The organism is Micromonospora sp. CA-269861, from assembly GCF_050948505.1.
Taxonomy (GTDB): domain Bacteria; phylum Actinomycetota; class Actinomycetes; order Mycobacteriales; family Micromonosporaceae; genus Micromonospora.
In genome coordinates, this window is sequence record NZ_CP192014.1 from 4,006,964 (window position 1) to 4,019,351 (window position 12,388).

The 12,388-nt window shown below is 71.0% G+C and carries 11 protein-coding genes; 5 read left to right on the plus strand and 6 right to left on the minus strand.

All coding sequences use genetic code 11. From position 1 onward, the window contains the following. Positions 1–8: 8 nt before the first annotated feature. From ACQP0U_RS18485 to ACQP0U_RS18505, 5 genes are read right to left on the minus strand one after another with little or no spacing between them, the layout of a single operon-like run. Positions 9–986: an ABC transporter ATP-binding protein gene (locus ACQP0U_RS18485; RefSeq protein ID WP_433308676.1), complete on the minus strand. Its 978-nt coding sequence runs from the start codon at positions 984–986 to the stop codon at positions 9–11. Further along, positions 983–1,960 carry an ABC transporter ATP-binding protein gene (locus ACQP0U_RS18490; RefSeq protein WP_433308677.1) on the minus strand — a complete coding sequence of 326 codons (978 nt, stop codon included), beginning with the start codon at positions 1,958–1,960 and terminating at the stop codon, positions 983–985. The genes ACQP0U_RS18485 and ACQP0U_RS18490 overlap by 4 nt, the downstream gene beginning before the upstream one ends. Before the next feature lies 1 nt (position 1,961). After that, the gene (locus tag ACQP0U_RS18495; RefSeq protein ID WP_433308679.1) at positions 1,962–2,861 is read right to left on the minus strand and encodes an ABC transporter permease; all 900 of its coding nucleotides are present in this window, start codon (positions 2,859–2,861) and stop codon (positions 1,962–1,964) included. Then, positions 2,858–3,943, minus strand: a complete 1,086-nt coding sequence (locus ACQP0U_RS18500; protein ID WP_433308681.1) for an ABC transporter permease — start codon at positions 3,941–3,943, stop codon at positions 2,858–2,860. The genes ACQP0U_RS18495 and ACQP0U_RS18500 overlap by 4 nt, the downstream gene beginning before the upstream one ends. A 10-nt stretch (positions 3,944–3,953) precedes the next feature. After that, on the minus strand, positions 3,954–5,558 hold the full coding sequence (locus tag ACQP0U_RS18505) for an ABC transporter substrate-binding protein (RefSeq protein ID WP_433308683.1): 1,605 nt from the start codon (positions 5,556–5,558) through the stop codon (positions 3,954–3,956). A 291-nt stretch (positions 5,559–5,849) separates the two neighbouring features. On the opposite strand from ACQP0U_RS18505, the gene ACQP0U_RS18510 reads away from it, so the two are divergent. The 5 genes from ACQP0U_RS18510 to ACQP0U_RS18530 all read left to right on the plus strand — a co-directional run bounded on the left by ACQP0U_RS18510 (position 5,850) and on the right by ACQP0U_RS18530 (position 11,551). Beyond that, the gene (locus ACQP0U_RS18510) at positions 5,850–6,386 is read left to right on the plus strand and encodes a helix-turn-helix domain-containing protein (RefSeq protein WP_433308685.1); all 537 of its coding nucleotides are present in this window, start codon (positions 5,850–5,852) and stop codon (positions 6,384–6,386) included. A gap of 127 nt (positions 6,387–6,513) precedes the next feature. Then, the gene (locus ACQP0U_RS18515; RefSeq protein WP_433308687.1) at positions 6,514–8,397 is read left to right on the plus strand and encodes a Xaa-Pro dipeptidyl-peptidase; all 1,884 of its coding nucleotides are present in this window, start codon (positions 6,514–6,516) and stop codon (positions 8,395–8,397) included. A gap of 657 nt (positions 8,398–9,054) precedes the next feature. Further along, entirely contained in the window at positions 9,055–9,717 is a 663-nt protein-coding gene (locus tag ACQP0U_RS18520; protein ID WP_433308689.1) for a C39 family peptidase, read from the plus strand. 243 nt (positions 9,718–9,960) lie between these two features. Continuing rightward, positions 9,961–10,875 carry a DUF1996 domain-containing protein gene (locus ACQP0U_RS18525; protein WP_433308691.1) on the plus strand — a complete coding sequence of 305 codons (915 nt, stop codon included), beginning with the start codon at positions 9,961–9,963 and terminating at the stop codon, positions 10,873–10,875. 70 nt (positions 10,876–10,945) lie between these two features. Next, on the plus strand, positions 10,946–11,551 hold the full coding sequence (locus ACQP0U_RS18530) for a DUF305 domain-containing protein (RefSeq protein WP_433308693.1): 606 nt from the start codon (positions 10,946–10,948) through the stop codon (positions 11,549–11,551). 9 nt (positions 11,552–11,560) lie between these two features. On the opposite strand, the gene ACQP0U_RS18535 is transcribed toward ACQP0U_RS18530, so the two are convergent. After that, positions 11,561–12,244, minus strand: coding sequence for an alpha/beta fold hydrolase (locus ACQP0U_RS18535; protein ID WP_433308695.1), 684 nt, complete (start codon positions 12,242–12,244; stop codon positions 11,561–11,563). Between the last annotated feature and the right edge of the window lie 144 nt (positions 12,245–12,388).

The window sequence follows — 12,388 nt, forward strand, 5'->3', positions numbered from 1 at the left end:
GGGCGTCCTCAGAGTGAGCGCGCGACGGTCGGCGTCGTGGCGGAGTCGGTGAGCCAGCAGGCGACGCTGCGGCCGCCCAGGTCGACGGTGGGCGGCTGCTCCCCGCAGGGCGCGAACGCGTGCGGGCAACGTGGCCGGAAACGGCACCCGGTGGGCGCGTTGGCCGGGTCGGGCACCTCCCCGGCGAGGATGGCGGGCAGGCGCGGACCGGGCCCGATCTGCGGCACCGCGTCGATCAACGCCCTGGTGTACGGGTGTCGGGGCTCGCGCCACAGCTCGCGGGTGGGTGCGGCCTCGACGATCCGGCCCAGGTACATCACGGCTGTCACGTCGGCGATCTCGTGCACCAGCGCGAGGTCGTGGGAGATGAACAGCATGCCCATGTCGAGGTCGCGGACCAGCCCGACGAGCAGGTTGACCACCTGGGCCTGGGACGACGCGTCCAGTGCGGTGACCGGCTCGTCCGCGATGATCATCCGGGGTTCCGGGGCGAGCGCGCGGGCGATCGCCAGGCGCTGCCGCTGACCACCGGAGAACTGGTGCGGATACCGCTGGGCGGCGCTCGTCGGCATGGCCACCCGTTCGAGCAGTTCGTGCACCCGGGCCCGGCGGGCCGCCCCGGTGACCGCCGCCGGCACACCGTCGAGGAGTTGGGAGCCGATGGTACGTCGGGGGTTCAGCGAGGCGTACGGGTTCTGGAAGACCATCTGGAGACCGACCTCGGCGCCGGACCGGGGGCGCCAGCCCAGCGGGGTGACGGGTCGGCCGGCGTACCGGACGGTGCCGGCGCTCGGTGCGCTGAGCCCGACCGCGACGCGGGCCAACGAGGACTTGCCGCACCCGGACTCACCGACCAGCCCGACGATCTGGCCGGGCGACACCTCCAGGCTGACCCCGGCGACCGCCCGCACCCGAGCACGCCCTCGGGAGCGGTACTCGACCTCGACGTCGGTGAAGGACAGTCGCGCGGGCGCGGTGGTGTTCATGCGGCCACCTCCAGCTGCGGACGGACCACGCAGGCCACCGACCGGTCGGCACCGGCGGGGGTGAGCGGGGGCGGGGCCGTGGCGCAGGACGGTTCGGCGTACCCGCATCGGGGTTGGAACGGGCAGCCCGGCGGCGCCTCGCCGGGCGCCGGCGGAGCGCCCGGGATGGGCCGCAACGTCCCGCCGGTCTGGGTGCCGTGCGGTCGGGCGCCGAGCAGCGCGGCCGTGTACGGGTGGGTGGGGGCGGTGAGCAGCGCGCCCGTCGGGCCGGTCTCGACGACCCGCCCGGCGTAGAAGATGTACCCACGGGTGGTGAGGGCGCTGAGCACCCCGAGGTCGTGGGTGATGAACGCGACGGCCAGCCCGGTCTCGGCGCGCAGCCGTTCCAGCAGGGCGAGGATTCCGGCCTGCACAGTGACGTCGAGGGCGGTCGTCGGTTCGTCGGCGATCAGCAGTCGGGGCCGGGCAGCCAGGGCGATGGCGATGGCCACCCGCTGCCGCATCCCGCCGGAGAACTGGTGCGGGTAGGCGCGCAGCGCCCGCTCCGGGTCCGGGATGCGGACCTGGTCGAGCAGCTCCACCGCGCGGCGGCCGGCAGCTCGGCGGTCCATCCGCAGGTGCACCCGCATGTGTTCGGTGAGCTGCCGTCCGACGGTGAGCATCGGGTGCAGGGCGGCGCTCGGGTCCTGGAAGACCATCGCGATCCCGGCGCCGCGGACCCGCTGCCAGCCCCGCCGGTCCAGGCCCAGCAGTTCGGTGCCGGCGTACCGGGCCGAACCGGTGACCGCCGCGCCCGGAGGCAGCAGCCCGAGCAGGGTCTGCGCGGTGAGGCTCTTGCCGCAGCCGCTCTCCCCCGCGATGCCGACGAGTTCCCCCTCGTCGACGGTCAACGACACGTCGTGCAGGATCGGCAGCGGGCCGCGCGGCGAGGGCAGCGTGACGGCCAGGGAGTCGACGTCGAGCAGCGGTGCCACCTCAGCGTCCCTTCGTGTAGCGGGGGTCGAGCCTGTCGCGCAGCGCGTCGCCGAGCACGTTGAACGCCATCACGACGGTCAGGATGGCGAGGCCGGGAAACACACTGACCCACCACATCGACAGGTCCTGCGCGCCGAGGGCCACCATCGAGCCCCACTCGGCGGCCGGTGGGCGCGGGCCCAGGCCGAGGAAGGACAGCGCGGCGAGCAGCAGCACCGCATTGCCCAACTCCAGGGTGGCCAGCACGATCGCCGGGCCGATGCTGTTGGGCAGCACGTCACGGCGCAGCGCACGGATCGGGCCGACGCCGAGCAGGCGGGCGGCGTTGAGGTAGTCGTCGCCGCGCATGCTCAGCACGGCGCTGCGGATGACCCGGGCGTAGACCGGCCAGGAGACGATGACCAGGGCCAGCACGGCGTTGCGGGTGTTGGGGCCGAACGCCGCGGTCACCGCCATGGCGAGGATGATCTGCGGGAACGCGAACACCAGGTCGGTCAGGCGCATCAGCGCCTCGTCGACGAAGCGGCCGACGTATCCGGCGACCAGCCCGAGCAGCCCGCCGACCAGCAGGGCCAGCGAGACGATGGCCAGGGCCAACGGGATGGACAGGCGGGCACCATGGATGACCCGGCTGAGGATGTCCCGGCCGAGCGAGTCGGTGCCGAACCAGTGCGCCCCGGAGGGCGACGCGTACGCGTCGGCGCTCTGCGCCAACGGGTCGTACGGTGCGAGAACGTCGGCGAGCAGCGCCAGCAGCAACCATCCACCGAGGATGGTCAGGGCCACCACGGTGATCGGCTGACGCCAGACCGGTCGACTGGTCGAGCCGCCGCGCAGCCGGCCGAGCCAGCGGCGTCGGCCCATGGCCCGCTCCGCCTTCGGGTCTGCAAGTGTCGTCATGACAACCGGATCCTCGGATCGATGAGTCCGTACAGCAGGTCGACGGTCAGGTTGACAAGCGTGTAGACCAGCGCCACGAACAGGCTGACGCCGAGGATCGCGGGCAGGTCCAGCGCCGTGGCGCTGCGGTACGCGTACTGGCCGACGCCGGGCCAGCCGAAGATGCTCTCGACCAGCACCGTCCCGGAGAGCAGCGAGGCGAACGCCAGACCGGAGACGGTGACCACCGGGACGAGGCCGGCGCGCAGCAGGTGCCGGCGCAGCACCACCCGGGTCGGCAGACCCTTGGCGTACGCGGCCCGGATGTAGTCCTGCTGGAGCACCTCCAGCATCGCGGAGCGGACGAAGCGGACCAGCATCGCCACGGTCAGCGAGGTCAGCACGAGCACCGGCAGGGACAGGTGCTGGGCGGCGTCCCAGGCGACGTCCCACTGCCCGGCGAGCGCCCCGTCGACCGTGTACATGCCGGTGACGGTGGGCGGCGGGCTGAAGTCGGTGGAGAGCCGCCCGCCACTGGGCGCCAGACCGAGCTGGTAGAAGAAGACGTAGAGCACGACGAGGGACAGCCAGAAGGGCGGGGTGGAGAGCCCGAGCAGGGCGCCGACCCGGACGAGCTGGTCGGTGAGCCGGCCGTTGCGGACCGCCGCGAGCATGCCGATCCCGGTGCCGATGAGCAGCGCCAGCACCATGCTCGGGAGGGCCAGCTCCAGTGTCGCCGGCACATAGCGCAGCAGGTCGTCCAGGACGGCCCGGCCGGTCTGCTGGGAGTGGCCCAGGTCGCCGTGCACCAGGTTGCCCAGGTAGTGCAGGTACTGGGCCCAGAGCGGCTGGTCCAGACCCCACTTCTCGCGGAAGGCGGCCACCGCGGCGGGGTCGTTGAGCGCCTGGTCGGAGAGGTTGGCGGTCACCGGGTCACCGGGGACCACGTTGACCAGGCCGAACGTCACCACCGTGACGCCCAGCAGCAGGCCGGCGGTGACCGCCACCCGCTTGGCCAGGAAGGTCAGCAGCGGGTGGGCACCCCGGGGCCGGGACGCGGTCGTGGCGACCGCGCCCGGCTCACCGTCGTGGACTGTCGTCATGTCGTCGGGACTACTTGCGGCCGACCGCGGCGACGTCCACCTGCCAACCGGCGGCGGTGTAGTCCGCCCCGGTCAGGTCCGTGGTCGCCACGACGATGGAGGAGTTGCTGGCCAGTACGAGGTACGGCGATGACGCGTTCATCAGCCGCTGCCACTCCTGCATGGCGGTGGCCCGGCCGGCCAGATCGAGGGTCGCGGTGACCTTCTTGCCGGCGGCCACCACAGCCGGGTCGGCCCGCTCGACCGTCCAGCCGGAGCGCAACGCGGTTGCCTGCCCCGGCGCCATGTTGTTGATCAGTGAGTCGGCGACCGGGTAGTTCAGGCTCTGCGGGGTGAATCCGAGGGGCGACTTCCCGCCGCGCATCTCGTCGAGGAAGGTGGTCAGCGGCTGCGGGTTGAGCTCCAGCTTGATACCGGCCTCGGCGGCGTCGCCCTGCACCTTGGTGGCCACCGTGCCGAGGTCCACGCCCTTGTAGGTGATGGCCGGGTAGGTGAACTTCACCGTCGGGTTGCTCAGGCCGGCCTCGGCGAGCAGCGCCTTGGCCTTGGCCACGTCCCGCTTGGACTCCTCACCGGCCGGCAGCGCGCCCGGGAAGGCGGGGGCGACCAGCCCGGCGCCGGGGGCTGCGCCCTTGCCGTACAGGGCGGCGATCCCCTGGTAGTCGATGGCGGCGCGCAGGGCCTGGTTGAACTTCGGGTTCGAGGTGACCGCCGAGACGCCCGGGTCGGCGTTGAGGAAGAGGAAGTAGACGGTGTCCTGCACGCCGGAGGTCTGCAGGCTGCCGGGCAGTCCGTCGAGCAGCTTGCCGGAGATGTCCAGGGAGATCTCGGCGGCCTCGGCGCGCTGCATGGTCAGCTTCTGGGTCTGCACATCCATGTTGCGCAGCACCACCCGGGAGAACTGCGGCTTCGTGCCCCAGTACTTCGGGTTGGCCTCCAGCACCACCTGCGCCGAGGGGTCGTAGGACTTCAGCACGTACGGGCCGCTGCCGGCGGAGTTGGTGTCCAGGTACTGCTGCGCGGTGTCGCCCTGGGCGGCGTCGGCACCGTCGCGGGCGCCGTGCTCCTTGGCGACCTTGGAGTTGAGCACCGCGGTCGACGGCATCGACAGCACCACCGGGATGTTCGGGTCGGGAGTGGCCGAGGCGACCACCACTGTGCTGTCGTCGGTCTTGGTCACGGTCAGGCCGCTGACGGTGACCGCGGGACTGCCCTTGATGTTCTTCAGGCGGTTGAGGGAGAAGACGACGTCGTCGGCGGTGAGCGGGCTGCCGTCGGCGAACGTCACGCCCTGCCGGAGCTTGAAGGTGAAGGTCGTGGCGTCCGGCGACACCTGGTACGACTCGGCCAGCGCGGGGACCGGCTTACTCACGTCCGCGCCCTTGAAGGTGAGCAGGGTGTCGTAGAGGGCGTGCACGGCGGTCAGACCGGTCGCCTCGTAGACCCGGCCGGGGTCGAGGGTCTTGAGCACGAACGAGGTGTTCACGGTGAGGGTCTTGGCCGTGCCGTTCGCGTTTCCACCACTGCCGCCGGCGCTACAGGCGCTGACGGAGAGGACGGCCAGCGTCGCCAGAGCGGACGCTCCGGCGAGGAGCCGGCGAGGGGACACCGACATGCTGTTCCTACCTTCGTATCGCGCGGCCCGCTGAGCGGGATCCGCGGGGCGTCGACGCCCGGCGGGCGACGCCACGCATCGGCCGGGCCGATGGGATGACGGCGTCGCGGGCTTCTCGGGGGCGTCGTCTCGGGGTTGGATGTAGACCGAACGGCCAGGCGTCCGGTTCGCGCCTCGATGCGGCTTGTTCACTTGGGCCGAACATTGCCGCCTGATGTTTAGTGATCCTAAACATGGCCGTATAGTTTGGTCAATCAAGATTCAGCCACACTGTATTTGGAACGAGGACACATGCTCGGTGACCGACTCCGCGATCTGCGTCAGCAGCACTCCCTCACGCTGCGTCAGCTCGCCACAGCCGCCGACGTGTCCCCCGCCCTGCTCAGCCAGATCGAGAACGGCGCGACCGACCCCAGCCTGTCCACCCTGCGAAAGCTCGCCCAGGTCTTCGACACCTCGATCGCGGAGCTGTTCTCCGAGCCCGAGGCGCCGCCGGTGCACGTCAGCCGCGTCGGCGCCCGGACCAGGCTGGCCGCGCCACCCGGCCAGATCACCTACGAACGACTCACCCCCGGGCGCGGCGACCTGGAGGTGCTCCAGGCCCACCTCGCACCCGGCGACGCCAGCTCCGCCGAGCCGTGGGCACACCCGTCGACCGAGTGCGCGATCGTCATCACCGGTGAGGTCGTCGCCGAGATCGGCGGCGAGTCGTACACCCTCACCGCCGGCGAGTCGGTCACCTTCGACTCGCGCCTGGCGCACCTCTACCGCAACGCCAGCGACCAGCCCGCCCACCTGATCATCGCGGTGACACCACCGACTCCCTGACCGACCACGGTGGACATCCGAGGGGATCGACGGGACGCCGCCGCAGACCTAGCATGACCACGAATGGATCTTCGAGATTGACCCCTGCCGACCCCCGGCAAACCAGCCCAACCGAAGGGAGACGCGCATGCGTCGACCCCGTCATCTGGCACTCCTGAGCATCGGCGTATCCGGCGCTCTGGTCCTCAGCGCGGCCCCACCAGCGGCTGCGGCTCCGCCCACGCCCACCACGCCCACCGGCATCGTGGTCAGCGACGGCATGACCCAACCGGTGTTCTCGCTCGCCGACGCGATCGAGGAGCGGGTGTTCGTCCAGACCCCGGTGGACACCGACCACGACGGTCGACCCGACCGGGTGGCGATCGACATCTCCCGCCCCCGGGAGACCGCCACGCAGGGCTTCAAGGTGCCGGTCATCTTCGAGCACAGCCCGTACCGCAAGGGCACCTGGGGTGACGTGCCGTACCCGAGCGTGCTTGTCGACGACCTGCCGCAGAACGGCCTGACCGACCGCGACGGGCGTCGCGCACTCGACGCCGGCACGCAGCGGGCCCAGGCGAAGGCCAACCTGCCCGGCTCGCTCGACGACTACTACGTACCCCGCGGGTACGCGGTGGTGCTCGGCCAGAGCGTCGGCACCGGCGACTCGGACGGCTGCCCGACCAGCGGGGACCAGGCCGAGACGCTCGGCACCAGGGCGGTCATCGACTGGCTCAACGGCCGGGCCAAGGGGTACGACGCCAACGGCGCTCCGGTCACCGCCGGGTGGACCACCGGCGCGGTGGGCATGACCGGTGTCTCCTACAACGGGACGCTGCCCAACCAGGTGGCCACCACCGGCGTCAAGGGGCTCAAGACCATCGTGCCGGTCTCCGCGATCAGCAGCTGGTACGACTACTACCGGGCCAACGGTCTGGTCGTCGCGCCCGGGACGTTCCAGGGCGAGGACCTCGACATCCTGGCCCAGTACACCGCCGGGCAGGCCCGCGCCGAAGGACCCTGCGCCGACGAGCTCGCGGATATCACCGCCAAGCAGGACCGGGTCACCGGCGACTACTCGACGTTCTGGCGCGACCGCGACTACCTCGATGCCCGCGACGTCAAGGCCAGCGTCTTCGTCGTGCACGGCCTCAACGACTGGAACGTGAAGACCGAGCACTTCGCCGGCTGGTGGGACCAGCTCGCCAAGCGCGACGTGCCGCGCAAGATCTGGCTGCACCAGGGCGGGCACGGCGGCCCCGGCAGCAGCGCGTCGGTGACCCTGCCCAGCGGCCAGACGTGGACGTACAAGCAGACCGAGAACCGCTGGTTCGACTTCTGGCTGTGGAACGTGCGCAACGGCATCATGGACGAGCCGACGGCGGTGCTCCAGCGCGAGGACCGCGCGTACACCACGTACGCCAACTGGCCCGACCCGGCCGCGCGGGAGGTCGGCGTGCGCTTCGCGGCCACCGACGCCACCGCGCCCGGCACGCTCACCACCGGCAAGCCGCCGAAGGCCACTGTCGAGCAGAGCTTCGTCGACGAGGGCCGGACCATCCACCCGGACACCCTGGTGTCCAACCCGGACACCGCGAGCGCCAATCGACTCGCCTACCGCTCCCCCGAGCTGACGCAGAGCGTACGCATCTCCGGGCGTCCGGAGATGCGGCTGCGGATGGCGATCGACAACAAGCCGGACGCGAACCTCACCGCGTACCTGGTCGACTACGGCCCGGCCGGGTCGACCGCCGCCCCGACCGTGGTGACGCGAGGTTGGATGGACCCGCAGAACCGCAAGAGCGCCGCGCGCACCGAGCCGGTCAAGCAGGGCAAGCTGTACGACTACCGGTGGACCATGGAGCCGAAGGACTACATCTTCCCGGCGGGGCACCGGATCGGCGTTGTCGTCTTCTCCAGCGACCAGGAGTACACCCTGCTGCCGTTGGGCGGCACCCAACTGCGGGTCGCGCCGAACGACAGCGAGCTGCGACTTCCGGTTGTCGGCGGGCGGAGCGTCCTCGGGTTCTGATCGCACCCCTGCGCTCCCGGGTGGGGCAGTCCGACACGTTCGGGCTGCCCCACCCGCACATCGCATGATCGTCCTCGATCCAGGATGTAGTGGCCTCGTGGCGTGGGATGAGGCCTGTTTCCTGGATCAAGCACGATCATGTGCGGCGCGAGGTTCCATACGACGCGCTCCCCTTGGCAGGGCCAGTCCGCACGGTGCTCCTGCCCCGGGTCGACCGCGGGTCCAGCCCGCGCGGACGGCGCAGACCGGCGTGATCCACTCGGCTTTCATGATGTCGGGGTATCCCCGGCGCCCGGACACCGCGATGTTCAGGAAACCGAGTGGATCACGCCGCCGTGGCCGCCGTGTCTGTTTCGCCAACCCCGTCAGGCAGGTGGATTGTCGGGTTTGACCTCGGGTGTCAGGTGGTCGGGGCCACCCTCAGCCTGGAATCGGGGGCCGGCCCGGGTCGTTATACCTGGCAGACCACCGCGACTGTCAGAGTCGTGGGGGCACGGCAACCGCCGGGAACATCCGGCCGGCCGCCCCGGTTACATCCCCCCGAACGCCCGAGCAGGTCCCCCGGATCGCCGGCGTTTCTCGCACTTCCCCGCACGGTCGCACCCACCCCCGGTGTGCGCCGTCGTGGGCACCCCCGATGCAGAGGAGCACGCCATCATGCGTACCGATCTGATCCGTAAGACCGCCCTGACCGCCGCCGGCCTCGCCTTCACCGGCGGCGCCATCGCCGGCCCCATCACCACCGCCTACGCGGCGTCCGACGCCAAGCCCACCACCCAAACCCAGACCGACCGCAAGGGCGGCCACGGTGAGCGCGAACTCGGCGTGCGCTACGAAGCCCAGCCGAACTTCTACTACTGCGGCCCCGCCGCCACCCGAAACGCCCTGAGCGTGCAGGGCAAGAACATCAACGTCGACGACATGGCCAAGGAGATGGGCACCACCGAGGCCGGCACCAACTCCATCAACGACATCACCCCCGTCCTGAACAAGGAAACCGGCAAGAACGACGCCTACCGGTCGGTGGAAATCAGCACCCCGAACGCTGACGCCAAGCAGACGGACACGCTGCGCGCCGACGTCGTCACGACCGTCGACGACGGCCGGGCCGTCGTCGCCAACATCGCCGGCACCAGCACCGACACCGACGGTGCGAGCCACTCCTACGAGGGCGGGCACTACATCAGCGTCGTCGGCTACCGCGACAACGGCAACACCGTCAAGATCGCCGACTCCGCCGACCCCAACACCGCCTCCTACTGGATCACCGTCGAGCACCTCGCCGACTGGATCGCCACCCGCGGCTACGCCACCAGCTAAGCCACACGCAAGCACACACCGAAGGGCCGGACCCCACCACGGGGCCCGGCCCTTCGTCGTGATTTCCACCAACTGCGGCACGTATTGACAGTTGTCGACTTCAACGTGAGGCTGGGGGCAGTGAGAGCGCTCTCTCGCATCGGCTCAACAGGCCACCACCAAGTCTGGCCAGGCACAACTCCGATGTCTTCGGCGGCGGCGTCGGAGCTGTCCCTGACCCGTTCCCCCGACAGGAGTCACGAGATGGACAGGGCCGCACCCCTCTCCGGCATCCCCCGCCGACTGCGCCTCGCCACGGCGATCGGCGCGCTGCTGGTGCTACTCGGCACGTACCTGGTGTCCACCACCAACCGGGCCGACGCCGCCCCCGGCCGAGCCGACGCCGACTTCGGCGTCAACGTCATCCGGGTCGCCGAGTTCCCCGCCGACTGCACCTACAGCCACCGGCTGCCGGACGACCCGATCATCTTCCCCGGGCTGCCCGGGGCCTCGCACATGCACAGCTTCTTCGGCAGCACGGTGACGAACGCCAGAACCACCCTCCCCGACCTGGTCAACTCGCCCACCACCTGCAACCCCCGGGTGGACGTCTCGTCGTACTGGGTGCCGACGCTGTACCGGGACAACGTCGCGGTGGAGCCGGCGATCGCCACGTTCTACTACCTGGGCGAGGGCGTACGCGCCGACGTCGTCGCGAACACCCAGCCGTTCCCGCTGGGGCTGCGGCTCGTCGCCGGCAACGCGAAGGCCACCGGGCCGAACGACAGCATCGCCCGCTGGTCCTGCCTGCACGCCGGGCACGTGCCGCCGTCGAAGGACTTCGTCAACTGCCCGTCGGGCACGATGCTGGAGTCGTACCTGGACTTCCCGCAGTGCTGGAACGGCCGGGACCTCGACTCGCCGGACCACAAGAGCCACCTGGCGTACCCGGTGAACCAGGCCTGCCCGAGCACCCACCCGGTGCACGTGCCGAAGTTGCGCCAGGTGCTGCGGTACCCGGTCACCGGTGACCCGTCGCGGTTCCGGCTGGCCTCCGGGCCTGGCTACACGATGCACGGCGACTTCTTCAACGCCTGGCCGGTGGCCGAGCTGGCCCGCCGGGTCCAGGACTGCATCCGTCCCGTCATCAAGTGCGGTCACGACGGCCGACCGATCTGATCGACAGGTTCACACCATGGGGGCGGGCCCGGTCACGCCGGGCCCGTCGCCCTGGGCCGAAGGGAGTCGGATGCGCCAGCCCACGGCGTCCACGGTGCTCATCGCTGTGCTGCTCGTCGCCGGCTGCGGCGCCGGGCCACAGGACGCGGCCGGCACCGCCACACCACCCGTGACCGCGCCACCGGCAACGACCGCGCCGACACCCACGGGTACGGCGTTCAACCCCACCGACGTCGCCTGGCTGCAACTGACGGTCGCGATGACCGAACGTCTGCTGCCCGTACTCGATCTGGTGCCGGCGCGGACCACCGACCGGGCCTGGCGGCAGGCGGCCTCCCAGGTCGCGACCACCCGGCGTGCCGATCTGGACCGCGCCCGCCGGTTACTGGCCGACGCCGCCGCGCCGTCGACGAATCCGCACGAGGGGCACGACATGCCGGGCATGGTCACCACGCAGGAGATGAGCGCGCTGCGGGCGGCCAGCGGGCAGCCGTTCCACCGCCTGCTCGCCGGGCACCTGCGGGCGCACCTCGCGCAGTCGGTGCGGGTGGCCACCGCGGAGCAGCAGAACGGAGTCCAGCCGGCGACCGTCGCGCTGGCGGTGGCCGTCGTCCGGTCCGGCACCGCCGACCTCGCCCGACTCGATCACCTCGACCCCGCGCAGCCGCAGGGGTGAACCGCGCGCTCAGCCGCGAGCGGTGACGATCTCGTCGAGCAGCGCGGCAAGCTCGGCTGGACGGGACAGGAACGGGGAGTGGCCGGATTCGATCCGCCGGACGTCGGTGGCCCGAACGGCCATCTTCTCCTGCAACGACACCGGAATGGCCTGGTCGTTGGTGCAGACGATGTAGGTCGACGGGATCGAGCGCCAGGCCGGCTCGGTCACCCGGTCCGCGGATGCTTGCAGGCGCTGGTCGCTGAGCTGGCTGATGGCCGCCTCGGCCTCGGCGTCCGACAGGTCGCCGTAGAACGCCGTTCGCGGGTCACCGGTGAGCGGGATCAACACGTCGACCTCGACCGGGTCCGGTACGCCGTGGAAGCTGAGCATCGACTCGCCACGGTCCAGCTGGTACGCCGTCAGGTAGACGAGGTGCTCGACCTGGGAGAGGCCGGTGGCGGCCTCGCTGGCCGGGATGCCTCCGTACGAGTGGGCGACCAGGACGACCGGTCCGCCGATCGCCGCGATCTCCTTGCGGACGGCGTCGGCGTCGTCCTGCATACCGCCCCGGGCGTCCGGCCCCGAGGTGGGCAGGTCGACGGCCCGGGTCTGATAGCCGAGGACGTCCAGCTCTGCCCGGAGCCGGTCCCAGGCGGCCGGCTGGTGCCAGGCGCCGTGGACGAGCAGCAGGGTGGGGCGGGTCGAGGTCATGGTCTCGCTCTCACTGATCGGACACGCTGCCGGACAGTGTGTCCGGCTAGCAAACGATAGCTGGCTCCGCCCCGTTGACCACCCCGAGGCGGGTGAACTCCCGGTGTCGGTGCCGTGATCAACCTGACCACACCGACGACCGCC

What these genes read in the sequence shown, in the direction of transcription:
- ACQP0U_RS18485 (WP_433308676.1), bottom strand. Translation starts at nt 986, where the DNA reads ATGAACACCACCGCGCCCGCGCGACTGTCCTTCACCGACGTCGAGGTC.
- ACQP0U_RS18495 (WP_433308679.1), bottom strand. Translation starts at nt 2,861, where the DNA reads ATGACGACACTTGCAGACCCGAAGGCGGAGCGGGCCATGGGCCGACGC.
- ACQP0U_RS18500 (WP_433308681.1), bottom strand. Translation starts at nt 3,943, where the DNA reads ATGACGACAGTCCACGACGGTGAGCCGGGCGCGGTCGCCACGACCGCG.
- ACQP0U_RS18505 (WP_433308683.1), bottom strand. Translation starts at nt 5,558, where the DNA reads ATGTCGGTGTCCCCTCGCCGGCTCCTCGCCGGAGCGTCCGCTCTGGCG.
- ACQP0U_RS18510 (WP_433308685.1), top strand. Translation starts at nt 5,850, where the DNA reads ATGCTCGGTGACCGACTCCGCGATCTGCGTCAGCAGCACTCCCTCACG.
- ACQP0U_RS18515 (WP_433308687.1), top strand. Translation starts at nt 6,514, where the DNA reads ATGCGTCGACCCCGTCATCTGGCACTCCTGAGCATCGGCGTATCCGGC.
- ACQP0U_RS18520 (WP_433308689.1), top strand. Translation starts at nt 9,055, where the DNA reads ATGCGTACCGATCTGATCCGTAAGACCGCCCTGACCGCCGCCGGCCTC.
- ACQP0U_RS18525 (WP_433308691.1), top strand. Translation starts at nt 9,961, where the DNA reads ATGGACAGGGCCGCACCCCTCTCCGGCATCCCCCGCCGACTGCGCCTC.
- ACQP0U_RS18530 (WP_433308693.1), top strand. Translation starts at nt 10,946, where the DNA reads ATGCGCCAGCCCACGGCGTCCACGGTGCTCATCGCTGTGCTGCTCGTC.
- ACQP0U_RS18535 (WP_433308695.1), bottom strand. Translation starts at nt 12,244, where the DNA reads ATGACCTCGACCCGCCCCACCCTGCTGCTCGTCCACGGCGCCTGGCAC.